General features: G+C 64.9%; 13 protein-coding genes and 1 pseudogene. 2 read left to right on the top strand and 12 right to left on the bottom strand.

Translation table 11 applies throughout. From position 1 onward, the window contains the following. Positions 1-20: 20 nt before the first annotated feature. The 9 genes and pseudogenes from ABQF30_RS05765 to ABQF30_RS05725 all read right to left on the bottom strand — a co-directional run bounded on the left by ABQF30_RS05765 (position 21) and on the right by ABQF30_RS05725 (position 9,494). Positions 21-1,202, bottom strand: a complete 1,182-nt coding sequence (locus ABQF30_RS05765; protein ID WP_448461829.1) for an acyl-CoA dehydrogenase family protein — start codon at positions 1,200-1,202, stop codon at positions 21-23. 2 nt (positions 1,203-1,204) lie between these two features. Further along, on the bottom strand, positions 1,205-2,248 hold the full coding sequence (locus ABQF30_RS05760) for an acyl-CoA dehydrogenase family protein (protein ID WP_448461828.1): 1,044 nt from the start codon (positions 2,246-2,248) through the stop codon (positions 1,205-1,207). A gap of 3 nt (positions 2,249-2,251) precedes the next feature. Then, on the bottom strand, positions 2,252-3,088 hold the full coding sequence (locus tag ABQF30_RS05755; protein WP_448461827.1) for an amidohydrolase family protein: 837 nt from the start codon (positions 3,086-3,088) through the stop codon (positions 2,252-2,254). Then, positions 3,085-4,692, bottom strand: coding sequence for an acyl-CoA synthetase (locus ABQF30_RS05750; protein WP_448461826.1), 1,608 nt, complete (start codon positions 4,690-4,692; stop codon positions 3,085-3,087). The genes ABQF30_RS05755 and ABQF30_RS05750 overlap by 4 nt, the downstream gene beginning before the upstream one ends. A gap of 8 nt (positions 4,693-4,700) precedes the next feature. Beyond that, positions 4,701-5,951: an amidohydrolase family protein gene (locus ABQF30_RS05745; protein WP_448461825.1), complete on the bottom strand. Its 1,251-nt coding sequence runs from the start codon at positions 5,949-5,951 to the stop codon at positions 4,701-4,703. After that, entirely contained in the window at positions 5,948-6,796 is an 849-nt protein-coding gene (locus ABQF30_RS05740; RefSeq protein WP_448461824.1) for an enoyl-CoA hydratase, read from the bottom strand. Before ABQF30_RS05740 ends, ABQF30_RS05745 begins: the two co-directional genes overlap by 4 nt. A gap of 111 nt (positions 6,797-6,907) precedes the next feature. Beyond that, positions 6,908-7,913: pseudogene (locus tag ABQF30_RS05735) on the bottom strand (dihydrodipicolinate synthase family protein). Between the two features lie 11 nt (positions 7,914-7,924). Further along, positions 7,925-8,722 carry an SDR family NAD(P)-dependent oxidoreductase gene (locus ABQF30_RS05730; protein WP_448461823.1) on the bottom strand — a complete coding sequence of 266 codons (798 nt, stop codon included), beginning with the start codon at positions 8,720-8,722 and terminating at the stop codon, positions 7,925-7,927. A 10-nt stretch (positions 8,723-8,732) separates the two neighbouring features. After that, positions 8,733-9,494 carry a crotonase/enoyl-CoA hydratase family protein gene (locus ABQF30_RS05725; RefSeq protein ID WP_448461822.1) on the bottom strand — a complete coding sequence of 254 codons (762 nt, stop codon included), beginning with the start codon at positions 9,492-9,494 and terminating at the stop codon, positions 8,733-8,735. 261 nt (positions 9,495-9,755) lie between these two features. Here ABQF30_RS05725 and ABQF30_RS05720 point away from each other — a divergent pair, with 261 nt between their 5' ends. Next, positions 9,756-10,523, top strand: coding sequence for a TetR/AcrR family transcriptional regulator (locus ABQF30_RS05720; protein ID WP_448461821.1), 768 nt, complete (start codon positions 9,756-9,758; stop codon positions 10,521-10,523). Positions 10,524-10,600: 77 nt separating this feature from the next. On the opposite strand, the gene ABQF30_RS05715 is transcribed toward ABQF30_RS05720, so the two are convergent. The 3 genes from ABQF30_RS05715 to ABQF30_RS05705 all read right to left on the bottom strand — a co-directional run bounded on the left by ABQF30_RS05715 (position 10,601) and on the right by ABQF30_RS05705 (position 13,509). Then, on the bottom strand, positions 10,601-11,776 hold the full coding sequence (locus ABQF30_RS05715) for a thiolase family protein (protein ID WP_448461820.1): 1,176 nt from the start codon (positions 11,774-11,776) through the stop codon (positions 10,601-10,603). Between the two features lie 73 nt (positions 11,777-11,849). Continuing rightward, positions 11,850-12,752 carry an enoyl-CoA hydratase/isomerase family protein gene (locus tag ABQF30_RS05710; protein WP_448461819.1) on the bottom strand — a complete coding sequence of 301 codons (903 nt, stop codon included), beginning with the start codon at positions 12,750-12,752 and terminating at the stop codon, positions 11,850-11,852. Next, positions 12,742-13,509, bottom strand: a complete 768-nt coding sequence (locus ABQF30_RS05705; RefSeq protein ID WP_448461818.1) for a FadR/GntR family transcriptional regulator — start codon at positions 13,507-13,509, stop codon at positions 12,742-12,744. Before ABQF30_RS05705 ends, ABQF30_RS05710 begins: the two co-directional genes overlap by 11 nt. A 104-nt stretch (positions 13,510-13,613) precedes the next feature. On the opposite strand from ABQF30_RS05705, the gene ABQF30_RS05700 reads away from it, so the two are divergent. Further along, a complete protein-coding gene (locus ABQF30_RS05700; protein WP_448461817.1) occupies positions 13,614-14,411 on the top strand; it encodes an enoyl-CoA hydratase-related protein in 798 nt (265 codons plus the stop codon). Positions 14,412-14,414: the final 3 nt, after the last annotated feature.

Here is a 14,414-nt window from a genome sequence, read left to right as displayed (position 1 = left end):
GCCGTACTCCTGACCCCCGGCTACGACTTCGGTGGCGAATAGTTCGGCTTTCCGAGGCCGAGCGCATACTGCCCGATCATGTTCCGGAACACTTCGAGGGTGCCGCCGTAGATACCGACCAGCGGCGCAAAGCGATATACGTATTCGCTGCGGTCATCGGCTCCCCCTTCGGCCCCGATCGGCAGTGCCGCCACCGATCCCGCGATGTCCATCAGGTCCGGGGCGATGTCACGCATGGTCTGTGCGATGGCGACGCGACCGAAGATGCTCGGGCTGGACAGCGCGACTTCCATGCGGGCGTGGCTGCGGCCCAACCGGTATGCCACCGACGCGTCGTCGATTCCGCGACGGCCGCTCGGGTCCGGCTGTGCCACGAGTGCGGCGACGTTGTCAGCCGCCTCGGCCATGAACATGGCCTGGTGCATCATGATCGACACGTCGGCCAGGCCGTCGTCCGCAGCGGCAACCGCGCCGTGCTCCGCGTCCAGGGGCTCGCGCACAACGGCCCAGCCACCGTTGACATCCCCCAGGCGGTACTTGTCGTCAACCCGAACATCGCTGTAGTAGACGATGTTGGTGCGGTCCCCGTCGACGGTCCGGATGCCCTGGATCTCGATGCCGGGTGAATCCAGCGGAACCAGAAACATGGTGAGGCTCTTGTGTTTCGGCGCGTCCGGATCGGTGTTGGTGATCAGGAAGACGTATTGGCAGTTGTGTGCGCCGGTGGTGAACATCTTGGAACCGTTTACTACCCACTGATCGCCGTCGCGGACCGCGCGGGTCTTGCAGGTGGCGACGTCGGACCCGCCCTCGGGTTCGGTGTAGCCCAGGCACAGCCGGGCCCTGCCGTCGAATACCCGGGGCATAACCTCGTCCTGCAGCTCCGGTGACCCGAACTTCGCCACCGACCGGGCCACCATCGAAGTGGTTCCCCAAGTCACCCAAGGAACTTCGGCCCGACGCTTCTCGAGCTCCCAGATCCGGCGGCGCACCCGGCTGAATCCGCCGTCGGCCTCAGCCTTCCATTCCTTCTCCAGATAACCGGCCGCACCGAGGGCGAGGTGCACGCCTTCATCGAAGTTGTCGCCAGTTTCGCGGTCGCGCCGGATGACGTCCTCGGTGACGTGGGAGGCCAGGAAGGCGCGCACTTCCTGCTGGAAGGCCGCGTCGTCGTCGCCCAGTTCAACCCGTGAGAAATCCATGTCTAAACCTTGCTTTCCCGCGCGGCGACGATCTCGGCGATGTGGATGGCGGTGGCACCGGGATCCCCGCCGGCCAACGGCCACCCACGAGCCCGCACAAGGTACGCAGTCGCGGCGGCTTCCGCCGATACGCCGAGCCCGCCCTGAATGTGCACTGCCATGGTGGCGGTTTTGGCGGCCTCATCGGCCATGAACACGAATGCCGAGGGGGCAAGTTCGGGACGCGCGTCGGGTTCGTTGTCGAGGAACCACGCGGCGCGACGGCTCAATCCACGCCCGCCCTGGACGGTGATCGCCATGTTCGCCAGCGGATGCGAGATCGCTTGCAACGTCGAGATCGGAACCCCAAGCGTATAACGGGATTTCGCAAACTCGGCGGCGATCATCATGGTCTCCTCGACCAGACCGACCAGGGCCGACGCGGTGAGCAGGCGCCATTCGTCGAGTGCCCGCTGGTAGGCCGCCAGCGCGTCGGGACCGCTGCCGAGGACCACGCGACTGTCGGCTGTCGCCGGATCCACCCAGGCCATCGGCAGCTTGCCGATGTTGTCCACCTTGGCCGGGCGGGTGGAGAAGCTGAGCTTCACGACGTCGGCACCGTCGCGGACGATGATGTGGTCGGCGATAGACGCGGCCGGGATCAGGCGGGTGCCGGTGGACGCGACCTGTTGGGGATCGATGGCCAAGAGTTGGGTTCCGTTGAGGACGTCTTCGGAATCGAGCGTTCCCAGCGTTGCCAGCAGCCGCGCCGCGACCACGTGGTCGATCCACGGAACCGGGGCGAGCGACCGCCCGATCTCCTCGGCCACCAAGGTCAGATCGACCAGTGTCGCCCCGTCCCCGCCAACGGATTCCGGCAGGGCCATCGTGGTGGCGCCCATGGCGCACAACCGTTCCCAGAGGCTCTTGTCGAATCCGGTGGGCTCGGCGGCCCGGACCACCTCGATCGAGCAGTGCGACTTGAAGAACTGCTTGTACGCGGTCTGCAGATCGACGTGGTCCTCGGTCAGGCTGTAGTCCAGCCTGCGCAGTTCAAAGCGATCCATGCGTCAGCTCTCCTTGGGTTCGCCGAAGAAGAATTCGGCGGCGTTGTTGTACAGATAGTTGTCCAGCACGTCAGGCGGCAGATCCAGCGCGAGAGCCTCCGGCACCACCCGCTGCATCCGCAGCACCGGGAAATCCGAGGCGAAGATGATCTTGTTCGGACCGCGGGTCCGCATGTAATGGAGCAGGCTGTCCGGCAACCGCTTCGGTGACCACGCCGACGTCATCAGCCGTAGGTTCTGGTATTTGAGCAACATCCGAATGGCAATGTCCCACCACGGATCCGCACCGTGAATCATGCACAGTTTCAGTTCGGGGAATCGCACACAGACCCGGTCCAAGTGGATCGGGTTCTGCACCTCACCGGGAATAGGTGGGCCCGGCAGTCCGGTGTTGACGCACAACGGCAGCTCGAGTTCCGCGCATTTGGTGTAGAGCGGGTAGTACACCGCGTCGCTCGGTGGGTATTGTCCGTCACCCCAGAAGCTGGGTCCGACAACGGCATACGCCACCGGCAGATCCTTGGCGACGGCGGCGAGTTCGCGCAACGCCGGGATCGGGCGCAGCAGATTCACGCCGCCCATCGCCAGCGCGAAGCGATCCGGGTGCGCCTCGACGAACTTGCGGGCCGTCACCGACGGTTTGACCAGCGAGTCCATCAGGATGGCCTTCTGCACCCCGTGGGTGTCCATCTCGCCGAGCAGTTCCGAAAGGTCGATCGGGTCGTAGAGTGTCTTGGGACCCTTGAAGTAATCGTCGCGTACCTTCTTCATGAAGGTCGGCTGATTCTCGGTCTCGCCGAAATGCACGTTGGCCAGACAGTCGATAACCTTGTGCGTCAAGACATCTCCACTCTTACGGTCGCCTGGGCCTGTGCCCATCGGTAGTCGGCCTTTCCGTTGCCCAGCCGGCGAACCTGGTCGACGAACAGCACGTCCTTGGGCGTCTTGAACCGCGCCAAATATGCGGAACAGTGTTCGCGCAACGCATCGGCGCCAACCTCGGCACGGACCGCGACGATCGCGACAAGTTCCTGGCCCCACCGCGCGCTGGGCCGGCCGACCACGAGCGCATCCACAACCTGGGAATGCGCCCGTAGGACTTCTTCGACCTCCTCGACGAAAACCTTTTCGCCGCCGGTGTTCACCACGAGCGAGTCGCGGCCGTACAACCGCAGGGAGCCGTCGGCCTCCAACGCCGCCCGGTCACCGGAGATGACCACCCGCTGTCCGGCTACTTCGGGGAAGGTCTTGGCGGTGGCCTCGGCGTCGTTGAAGTAGCCGAGCGGGATGCGGCCGTTGCGCGCCGCCCAGCCCACCTCGGGGTCGCCCGGTTCGAGGAAGCGCGAGTAGTCCTCTGCGAGCACCAGACCGCCTGCCCGCAGCTGGAATGTCTCGGCCTGGGCACCGCCGCGCTGGGTGTGCCCGAAGCCCATGTTTCCGGTCTCGGAGGATCCGAACCCGTTGATGAGCGTGATCTGTGGAATGTATTCCAGCAGTGCGCGTTGGTGTTTCGGATTGGTCGCCGCACCTCCGGTACCGATGGCGAACATCGATGACAGGTCGTAATTCCGGCGGCCGAGCTCCTCGACGATCGGCGCCGCGTACGCGTCGCCGACCATGGTCATCAGCCCGACCTTCTCGCGCTCGGCGGTTTCCAGCACCGCGCGCGGGTCAAACTTCGGTTTGGTGTCGTGCAGCACGATCGTCTGCCCGGACAGCAACCCCGAGAACGCAGTCCACATTCCGGCGGCATGCATCAGCGGCGACACCGCGAACCACGGCGGACCGGCGTTGGCGACCTTGTCGTGAATCTCGGACACCTCGATGTGGTCAGCCCCGTTCATCGACGACACGTAGATGTCGCCCTGGCGCCACATCACACCCTTGGGCCGTCCGGTGGTGCCCCCGGTACAGATCATCAACAGGTCATCCGGCGAAGCGGCCGGTATCACGCAGTCCGAATCACCTTGCGCCAGTGCATCGTCCAGAGCGACCGCGCCGGGCAGGTCGGGACCCGCACCGTCGTCGACCGATATCAGCAGTTCGGCATCCAACACATCGGCGAACTTCGCTCCCAGCGACCGGTGATAGATCACCGCGCGTGGCCGCAGATAGGCGAGCAGTTCGGCGACCTCACGGGGCGAGTAGTAGTAGTTGACATTCACCGGCACTGTGCGCGCTTTCAGGCACCCGATGACCATGTCGGGGTACTGATCGTTGTGCATGATGAGCGCGACCCGGTCCTGCCCGCATTCCCAGCGATTCAGGTCGCTGCGCTCGCGGTGCGCACCCAAGCCATGGCCGGCCAGGAAGGTGGCCAGCCGCCGTGCCTTCTCGGCCCCCTGGGCGAATGTCGTACGGCGGGTGCCGCATACCGTCATCTCGCGGTCGGGAACGGTGTCGGCGATGGCATCAACGACGGCACCGATGGTCCATTCGGCCATATCGGCGACTAGACCGAAGCCGTCAGATGCGCCGCGCCCGGGGCGGTCCGCTCCGGGTCACCGAGCAGCGTAAGTGCGTTGTCGCGCATCACCTTTCGGGTGTCCTCGGCACTGAACTCGGGGAACTGCGGGATGTCGGCGGTGAATGTCGTCGGGTCCGCGAGGCCCTCGCCGTGCGGCCAGTCCGACCCGAACAGGATCTTGTCGACGCCGATGGCGTCGGCGAGCAACTTCACGTCGTCCTCGTAGTACGGTGCGATCCAGACGTTGTTGCGCAACTGCTCCACCGGATCCTCTTTGTAGTGGTAGGGCGCATTGTTGGCGGACTTCTTCAAGCGTTTGATCAGACGGTAGACGAAGTAGGCGCCGTTCTCGATGCTGACAACCTTGAGCTTGGGATGCCGGGTGAACACCTGGTGGACGATCATCGAGGCCATGGTGTCGTGGATGGCCCGATCGTCGAGCAACACCTGATCGAGCGGATCCTTCTTACCGAAGCCCTCGAAGGTGGCCTTGCCACCCCATTGCGCCGCAATCGCCAGGTAGCCGCTGTCGGACAGATGAAAGCCCACCGGGACGCCGGCCTCGGCCAGCCGGGCCCACACCGGGTCGTGCGACGGGTCGCCCAGCGAGCGCGGCTTGACCACACCGGGAACCGGCGCGGGCCGCACCAACACCAACTTGGCTCCCCTGTCGAGCACGAATTCCACTTCCTCGACAGCCTTTTCGGGATCAGCCAGGGAGATGATCGGAGCTGACACGATCCGGCCGTCGGGCCGATCGAAGCCCCAGTCCTCGTCGAGCCACAGATTGAACGCGTGCACCGAGGCCATGGTGGCGTCGATATCGTGTTTCAGCCCCTCCTCAACCCCGCAGGCGAACGTCGGCAGCATGAACACCGTTTCCAAGCGCTGTCGGTCGAGGACCTTCACCCGGGCGTCACGGTTCTGGTACTCCGGGTGATCGGCCAGCCGGTCGACCTTCATAAGCGACGCGGGATCTACGCCTTCCGGGATCTCGCCGCGGAACAACAGGTCCAGACAACCGGGTTCGATAATCGGGTCGAAGGTGGGGTTCGGGATGAAGTGATTGACCTTCTCCCCCATCATCGCAAGCGTGCGCTTGCCATCGGCGACCATCTGGACGCCGCGGCGCTTGAATTCTTTCGGTAGGTGCCGGGTGAAGGCGTCCACCGGCTCGTAGTAGTGGTTGTCGACATCGACGGCCAGGTAGGGCAGACGCACTGGTGTGTCGGTCATTTCTGTACCTTTCCAAGATGTTGCGCGCTTTCCAGAGGCGGGAAGTTCGGGGACCGCTTCTCGAAGAATGCGGTGATGCCCTCGATGAGGTCGGGCCGCACCATGGATTCGTGCATCAGGGCCTCGGCGCGGGCACTGACGTCGCGCACATCGTCGTGGGCGTCGCCATACAGTTGACGCTTGATCACCGCCATCGAAGCGGGTGAGCAGTTGCGGGCCAGATCCACGGCGTACTCCAGTGCCCGTGCCAGCAGATCCTCTGGCGCCACAACCTCTTTCACCAGCCCGAGCTGTGCCGCTTCCTCCGCCAAGAATGTCCGGCCACTCAACAGCAGATCGGCCGAGGCACCCCAACCGGCCAGCCGCGGCAGGATCCAGGAGATGCCGTACTCGGCGATCAGGCCTCGGCGCGGAAAAGCCGTGGCGAACTTCGCGCCGGCCGCGGCGAACCGGACATCGCACATCAACGCATGCGTGAGCCCGATACCGACGCAAGCCCCGTTGATGGCTGCGATGACGGGCTTGCTCAGCGTGGTGAGGAAGTGCGGGTGGCGTTCGCCGACGAGCTTGCTGACATCGGTGTCTGGGCTGATCGATCCGCCGAGCGACGCCATATCACCCATATAAGCGCCGGCGCAGAAGCCTCGCCCGGAACCGGTCAGAACGATCACCCGTACCGCCGGATCCGCCTCCGCGCGATCGAAGCTCGCATAAACGCCGGCGGAGATGTCCGCGCCCCAGGAGTTCAGCCGGTCCGGCCGGTTGAGCGTGATGATCGCGACGCCGACGTCGTTGACGTCGTAAAGCACCGGCTCGGTGGCAACACTGTCATCGGCGAGCGTCATACCCGGGCCACCTCTCGTTCAGGCACACATACTGTATACCTATCGGTAGAGCATTCCGCAAGCCTCGACGCGATCCTTCAACGGGCCCGCGACCTGGGCAAAGCAGCGTTATTACGGGATCAGCCCGAGCGTGTCGTAGGCGGCGGTTATCTGGGCCTTCGCGGCCTCGGACAGCATCGCCTGCGGCGGGCGCGAATGCGGATAATCACCGACGGGAAGACCCAGCACCGATGCGGCGTACTTGAAGGCCCCGGCCCAATGCGTGAAGTAGTCGGGGCGACCCGGATAACTGGTGAACACCGAACCCATGTCGAGGTCGAACCGGTCCAGGCCCGAGTCACGCGCGAAGTCCATGGCCTCGATCAACTTGTCGGCGTACACCAGATCCCAGTACTGGGTGAAGATCGGTCGCGCGGGCGTCTCATAGAGATAGCCGGCTGTGCCCAATTGCGCCGGGCAGACGATCCCGTCGCGCAGCCAGCCCGCCCGGTACACAGTCTTGTCGCATTCCCAGACAACCAGTTCCGGCGCCAGTTCATGCAGCATCCGGCTGGCGGTGGGCCGGAACGCACCCTCCTTGGTGGCACACACGGCGGGAATCTCGGCGTAGATGCACGCCCCCCTCGGCCGGCGTCAGCACGTACCCCGATGACGGCGAATTGAACATGCCCAGCGCAATATTCGTGCGTCGGGCGATGTAGGAAAAGAACCGCAGCACCCCTTCGCCGCCGTGGGTCTCCATCATCGGGGTCTGGATGTAGACGATGTCGGCGCCGGCCTCCTGGGCGTGCTGGGTCAATTCCAGACAATCCTTGGCCGACGTCGCCGCCGTACATGCCTGTATCACGACGTGGGGGTTCGCCTTGCGCCCCTCTTCGATCGCCACTTCGAGCAACCGTTTGCGTTCATCGATGGTCAGAGCCCAGAACTCTGCCAGACCGCTGGTACACCACAACAGCGGATGGCCAAGGTCGGCAACGCAGTAGCGCACCAGCGCGCGGTAGGCGTCCCAGTCGATGTCATCGCCGTCGGTCCCGCGGAACGGGGTGTAGAGCGAGTCCCCGATGCCGCGCAGGGCGTCGCGCGCCCAATCCCGTGCTTCATCGGCTGTCGCCATCGCGCACCCCTTTAGATGTAGTCGGAACCGCCGTCTACGTTGACGTTCGCGCCCGTCATGTACGAGTTGCGTTTGGAGGCCAGAAAAGCCGCCACGGGCCCGATCTCGGTGGGCAGTCCGGCACGGGGCAGATGCGCCGGATGTCCGAAGTGCTCGTCGATCGCGGCCATCAGTTTGTAGGGATCGCCGCCGTCCACGCCGACTGAATCAGCCCACGCCAACAGTGCTTCCGACGAGATGCTGCCCGGCGAGACCACGTTGACCATGATCTCGTCGGGCGCCAGCAGCAGCGAGAGGTTCTTCGACACGCTGTTCACCGCCGCTTTGGCTGCGGTGTAGGCCGGCAGGCGGGTGCTCTGTCGTTGGGTGGAATGCGCCGAGAAGTTGACGATCCGTGCCCATTGCGCGTTGCGCAGCAACGGTAGTGCGGCTCGTACACAACGCACCATGCCCATCAGCCCGGCGTCGAACGTCTCGTGCCACTGCTCGTCGGTCAGTTGTTCGAAATTGCCTGCGGCGCTGGGCCCAATGGTGTTGATGAGGGCGTTGAGCTCGCCTCCCCACCGCTCACCGATCTCGGCGAACGCCCGCTCGACTTGAGCGGCGTCGCCGGCGTCGGCCACGATCGCCACCGCATCCGGGCTGCCTCTGCGGGTCAGATCCGCTGCAGCAGCGTCGAGTACATCCTTGGACCGCCCGACGACCGCCACCTTCGCGCCGTCGTCGGCCAGACATTGCGCCGTCGCGAAGCCCATCCCGCGGCCACCACCGACGACGACGGTGGCCGCGTCCTGGAATCCGAGATCCATCGTGGCGCGGTCAGGAACCGGTCCAGTTGGGGGCGCGCTTCTCGGCGAACGCCGTCGCGCCCTCGATCGCATCCTTGGACGAGAAGACCGGCATGATCAGTTCGCTCTGCTTCTTCCACATCTCGGCTTCGGTCCACTCAGCCGACTTGACGATGATCTCTTTGGTCACCGCCACCGCCAACGGGCCGTTGGCGGTGATGCGGTCGGCCAGTTCGAGCGCGCCGTCGAGGGCCTGGCCCGGTTCGGTCAGCTTGTTGACGAAGCCCCATTCGGCGGCCTGCTCCGCGGTGAAGTTCTCACCGGTGAGGGCCAGCTCGAGTGCCTTCTGGTATGGGATGCGGTGCGGCAACCGCAGCAGGCCGCCACCCGCGGCGACCAGACCGCGCTTCACTTCGGGGATGCCGAACTTGGCGCCCTTGGCGGCCACCACCAGATCGGTCGCGAGCACGATCTCGGTTCCGCCGGCCAGCGCATAGCCTTCGACAGCCGCGATGACCGGTTTGCGCGGCGGCTGTTCGGTGAACCCGATCCCGCGTCCGGGCACATGCGGCACCTCGCCCTTGGCGAACGCCTTGAGGTCCATGCCCGCGCAGAAGTTGCCGCCGGCGCCTGTGATGATCGCCACGGAAAGCTCAGGGGTGGCATCGAGTTCGTCCATCGCGTCGGCAAGACCCTGGGCCACCGCCAGGTTGAACGCATTGCGCGCTTCCGGCCGATTCATCGTGATAACGAGCGTCCGACCTCGACGCTCCAGCAGAACAACATCCGACACTATTCGCGCCCTTCGCTCGCATCCGACAACCCGGAAAAGCCTACTATAGGTATTACAGTAGAACGGCTGAACCCCGTCCTCAGGAGCCTAGCGACGGGTCGCGAACGACGATAGGGCGGAGCGACGGGATGGCTACCGGTAAGGTTGACGGTGACAACACCCAGCGACACGCGTGTGTAGGCGCAGTTCAGGCGGCAGCCGGCGGTAAATTCGCCTCAGTTCGGCCCGCGGGGCGGGGACTGCTTGTGCAGATCGACTTCGATGGAGGTGCCCGCAGTGGCAAAGCAACCGACCGCTGAGAAACGCCAACGGCGCGAACGCGGTTCCATCAACCCCGACGACATCATCAAGGGGGCATTCGAACTGGCCGAGCAGGTGTCGATCGACAACCTGAGCATGCCGTTGCTAGGTAAGCATCTCGGCGTTGGCGTCACCAGCATCTACTGGTACTTCCGCAAGAAGGACGATCTGCTCAACTCGATGACCGACCGTGCGCTGCGCGAGTTCGTCGTCGCCACCCCGTACGTAGAGGCCAAGGATTGGCGCGAGTCGCTGGCCAACCACGCCAGGACCATGCGAAAAGCCTTCATGGGCAACCCTATTTTGTGCGACCTCATCCTGATCCGGTCGGCGCTGAGCCCGCGGGCCGCCCGCCTCGGTGTGCAGGAAATGGAGACCGCGATCGCCGGCCTGGTCGAGGCGGGACTCTCGGTGGAGGACGCGTTCGACACCTATTCCGCGGTGTCGGTGCACGTTCGCGGATCGGTGGTCCTGCACCGCCTCTATGAGAAAAACCGCGCGAACGACAATGCGCCGGGTGATTTCGAAGAAACTCTGGTGATCGATCCGGAGGTCACGCCACTTCTGGCGCAGGTGACCAACGAGGGCCATCGCATCGGCGCCGCCGACGAGAAGAACTTCGAATACGGCCTGGAGTGCATCCTCGACCACGCCGAGCGCCTCATCGATGCGACCGGCGGCAAGTCGGCCAAGAAGGCACCCGCCCGCCGCAAGGCCTCCGTCAGCTGACTCCAGCGCCGAACGTCGGTTTGTGTTCGAGAAATCGCTGAACTTTCGAACACAAGCCAACGTTCGGCACCTGAGGTCTAAACCTCGATGACGACCGCGCCGCCCTGGCCGCCGCCGGCACACATCGCGGCCACACCGATGCCACCGCCCCGACGACGCAGCTCGTAGACGAGCGTGGTGACCATGCGGGCCCCCGAAGCCGCGATGGGATGGCCGAGGCTGCACCCGCTTCCGGAGAAGTTCACCAGTTCCTCGTCAAGGCCGTACTCCTTGCAGGCCGCAATCGGCACCGAAGCGAACGCCTCGTTGACCTCCCACAGCGCCACATCGGACGGCTTGAGACCGGCCCGGTCCAGTACTTTGCCGATCACCTTGACGCCACCCAGTCCGGTGTCGCGCGGAGCCACGCCGACCGCGGCCCAGGCCTTCACCTTGGCCAGCACGTCGAGGTTCTCCGCAGCCGCGTAATCAGCCTCGACGAGCGCGACAGCAGCGGCAGCGTCGTTGGTACCACTGCTGTTGCCCGCGGTGATGGAGAATCCTTCGATCTCCGGGTGCAGGACCTTGAGCCCGGCCAGCTTCTCGACGGTGGTGTCGCGGCGCGGGTGCTCGTCGACGGCGAACTCGGTGACCGTCCCGTCGAACTGGGTGATCTTCAGCGGGAGGATCTCATCGAGGAACTTGCCCGCATCCTGGGCCGCGACGGCCCGGTGATGGCTCCGAGCGGCCCAGGCGTCCATCTCCTCGCGGCTGATGCCCGCGGCCTGGGCGGTGTTCCAGCCGACTGTGATCGACATGTCCTTGGCCGGCGCGTCCGGCGTCTCGACGTGCGTAGGCGGCATCCAGCGCTCCTCGAACTTCAGCTCGGGACCCGGGATGCGCCAGTTGGTCAGCGGCGTCATCGACAGCGATTGCACGCCGCCGGCGATCAGGGCGCGCTCCATACCGGAGCCGATCTGTGCCGACGCGTTGCCGATCGCGGTGAGGCTGCCCGCGCAGTGCCGGTTGACCGACTGACCGGGCACGTGCTCGAGGCCTGTCGCGGTTGCCGCGTAGCGCGCGAGATCGCCGCCACCGTAATGTGATTCGGCGAAGATGATGTCGTCGATGACCGCGGGGTCGATGCCTGAGCGGCGCACCACCTCCGGCAGCACCGCGGTGATCAGCGTCTCCGGTGGCGTGTTGACCAGCGTCCCCTTGAAGGAACGACCGATCGCCGTCCTGACGGCACCGACGATGACTGGTGTTGGCATGTCTCCACCTTTACGTTATTCGTGGTTTGTGTAAACGCTACCAGCTACTGTATGCCTGCCGGTAGCGGGCCCGCTACTGCGGCTCCGGTACGTGGAAGTGCTCGTCACGCAGCCGGAACGCCTCCTTTGTCCCGTGCTGGGCACGGGTCTTGACGAAGTTGAACTCCCCGGGCGAGAACTGCAGGTTCGTGCCGTAGGCATGGAAGATGTAGCTCGCCACCTCTTCGCCCTGATAGGCCTGGCTCTGCTCGACGAGCCGGAAGGCCTCCTTGGCGATGACCACTCCGTCGGCGGGCATCTTCGCGGCCTTCTGCGCCCAGTACTGCGCGCGGGCCTGCACCTGTGCGGCGTCGCAGGTGTCGGTGAAGATCCCGAGGTGCTCGATCGAACCGGCCTCGATGATGTCACCGGTCAGCAGCATCCGCCGGGCCAGGACCGGCCCCAACCGGTGGAAGAACATGTGCAGGCTGCCGAGCGCCGGCCCGAGGAACCGGGTCGCGGGCATCCCGATCTTGGCATCCCGCGCGATCACGGAAATGTCTGTCATCAAAGCCATTTCGAATCCGCCGCCGAGCGCGTACCCGCTGATCTCACCGACGGTGACCTTCGGAAAACCCATGAAGTTGTGGTAGAAGCTGAACGATTTACGATCCACCGTGAGCCGACGCCGCTGGCTGGGGCGGGATTTCTGTTGCGCGGCTTCCTTCTCTCCTCCAGCCCTCTGCTCTTCGCGCAAGCGCTCATCGCCGTACCAGCCGTAGGCATTGTTCATGTCAGCCCCGGTGCTGAACACCCCCTCGGCACCGCGCAGTAGCACCACGGTCAGATCGTCGTCGTCGGCGACGATGTCCAGGTACCGGGCGATCTCGTCACGCATCGCGGCGTCGTACGAGTTGCGCTGTTTCGGGTTGTTGAGCGTGATGGTGGCTATGCGGTTGTCTTGGTCAACCTGAAATAGCACTCGGTCATCGGTCATTCGAAATCAGCCTCGCTTCAATGGTTTTGTCGGATCCGGCGGCCAGTGTGGAGCGTCGTGCCGCGGTGAGATGGTCGGCGGCCAGCTTGACCGCCCGGGCCGAATCGCCCGCGGTGATCGCGTCGAGCAGCCGCTGGTGGTCGGCCAACGCTGCGCGCATCGTCTTGGCGGTCATCCCGGCGCCGTCCTCTCCGGTCCACACCGAGGACTCGTGCGTCGACCAGATCAACTCCAGCGAGCCGATCAACAGAATCATCGGTTCATTGCCGCACCGGGACACCAGCGCCTCGTGAAACCTGCGCGCATTCGGCACGTACTGCGATGTGTCGTCGAACTGCGCTGTCTGGATCTCGATTTCGGCCTGCAGGTACGGCATCACCTCGGTGACGCGGTCGGCTCGGGCCGCACACATCCCCGCGCAGATCGGCTCGAGGTGCAGCAGCGCCTCGCTGACATCAGCCGGGGTGGCCGCGCGGGCCTGCAGCACCATGCTGATCATGTGAGCGGTACGTTCCGCCGACGGTTGCCGCACCACCGCCCCGCCCATGTTGCCGCGGCGTACCGAGATCAACCCGTCGCTCTCTAGCAGATGGATGGCTTCGCGCAACGCCGGTGGGCTGACGCCGAACTCCTGGAACAGGCTTTCCTGCGTGGGCAGGATGTCACCTTCGCGCAGCCGACCGGAAAGGATGTCGTCACGCAGCTTCGACGCGACGATGTCGGCGACCCGAGGTTGCCGTATCCGTTGTGCCGGCACCTGGCCTCCCCTGTTCCGTCGACGGCCTTTCCTTGCTAACTTGTACAGGATAGTAATCGCATCGTCTACTGTATGGGCAACTGTATGGATCTGGAGGCGGGTTGATGGAGAGCGAAGAGGCGGTATCCGCGACCCGCGACGGTGCGATTCTGCGTGTTGTCCTGGACCGTCCTGGTCGACGGAATTCACTGAGTCACAACATGATCGACAGCTTTGTCGAGATTCTCACGGCCGCCGCCACCGACGACTCACTGCGCGCGATCGCGATCGCGGGAGCGGGCGCGGATTTCTGCACCGGGGCAGACTGGGTGGCCACCAACAGCACCGGACAGCGGCCCCGTACCGGTGATCTGCTGCGGCGCATACCGCACACCGCACACCGGGTGATCGAACTGATCGCTTCGATCCAGCTGCCGGTGGTGTGCTCGGTTCGGGGCTGGGCCGTGGGCCTGGGCTGCAATATCGCGCTGGCCGCCGACTTCACCATCGCCGAGGACGGCGCGACATTCTGGGAGCCGTTCATATCCCGTGGCTTCAGCCCGGACTCGGGCGCCACGTGGCTGCTGCCCCGGCTGGCCGGGATCGCGAGGGCCAAACGCATGCTGCTGCTCGGCGAAAAGGTCACCGGAGAACAGGCCGCCGACTGGGGGCTGATCCACAGTGCGGTGCCGGCCGACGAAGTCGACGCCGCCTCAGCGGACGTGTTGGCCCGCCTCGCCCATGGACCCACCGTCGCGATCGGCTTGGCCAAACAGGCCATCGCCTACGGCCAGCACGCCACCCTGCCCCAGTCGATGAACCAAGAACTGTCGAACCTCGAACTCTCCTGCCGTACCGGTGATTTCAAAGAGGGCCTGGCGGCATTCCGAGAACGCCGCGATCCGGACTTCCAAGGCCGATAAGCA

This window comes from Mycolicibacterium sp. XJ870 (assembly GCF_053483975.1).
This window is presented reverse-complemented; position numbering and strand designations above follow the sequence as displayed.

Coding starts and splice junctions, on each gene's coding strand:
- ABQF30_RS05760 (WP_448461828.1), bottom strand. CDS start 2,248: ATGGATCGCTTTGAACTGCGCAGGCTGGACTACAGCCTGACCGAGGAC.
- ABQF30_RS05730 (WP_448461823.1), bottom strand. CDS start 8,722: ATGGATCTCGGATTCCAGGACGCGGCCACCGTCGTCGTCGGTGGTGGC.
- ABQF30_RS05750 (WP_448461826.1), bottom strand. CDS start 4,692: ATGGCCGAATGGACCATCGGTGCCGTCGTTGATGCCATCGCCGACACC.
- ABQF30_RS05700 (WP_448461817.1), top strand. CDS start 13,614: ATGGAGAGCGAAGAGGCGGTATCCGCGACCCGCGACGGTGCGATTCTG.
- ABQF30_RS05720 (WP_448461821.1), top strand. CDS start 9,756: ATGGAGGTGCCCGCAGTGGCAAAGCAACCGACCGCTGAGAAACGCCAA.
- ABQF30_RS05710 (WP_448461819.1), bottom strand. CDS start 12,752: ATGACCGATGACCGAGTGCTATTTCAGGTTGACCAAGACAACCGCATA.
- ABQF30_RS05740 (WP_448461824.1), bottom strand. CDS start 6,796: ATGACGCTCGCCGATGACAGTGTTGCCACCGAGCCGGTGCTTTACGAC.
- ABQF30_RS05765 (WP_448461829.1), bottom strand. CDS start 1,202: ATGGATTTCTCACGGGTTGAACTGGGCGACGACGACGCGGCCTTCCAG.
- ABQF30_RS05745 (WP_448461825.1), bottom strand. CDS start 5,951: ATGACCGACACACCAGTGCGTCTGCCCTACCTGGCCGTCGATGTCGAC.
- ABQF30_RS05715 (WP_448461820.1), bottom strand. CDS start 11,776: ATGCCAACACCAGTCATCGTCGGTGCCGTCAGGACGGCGATCGGTCGT.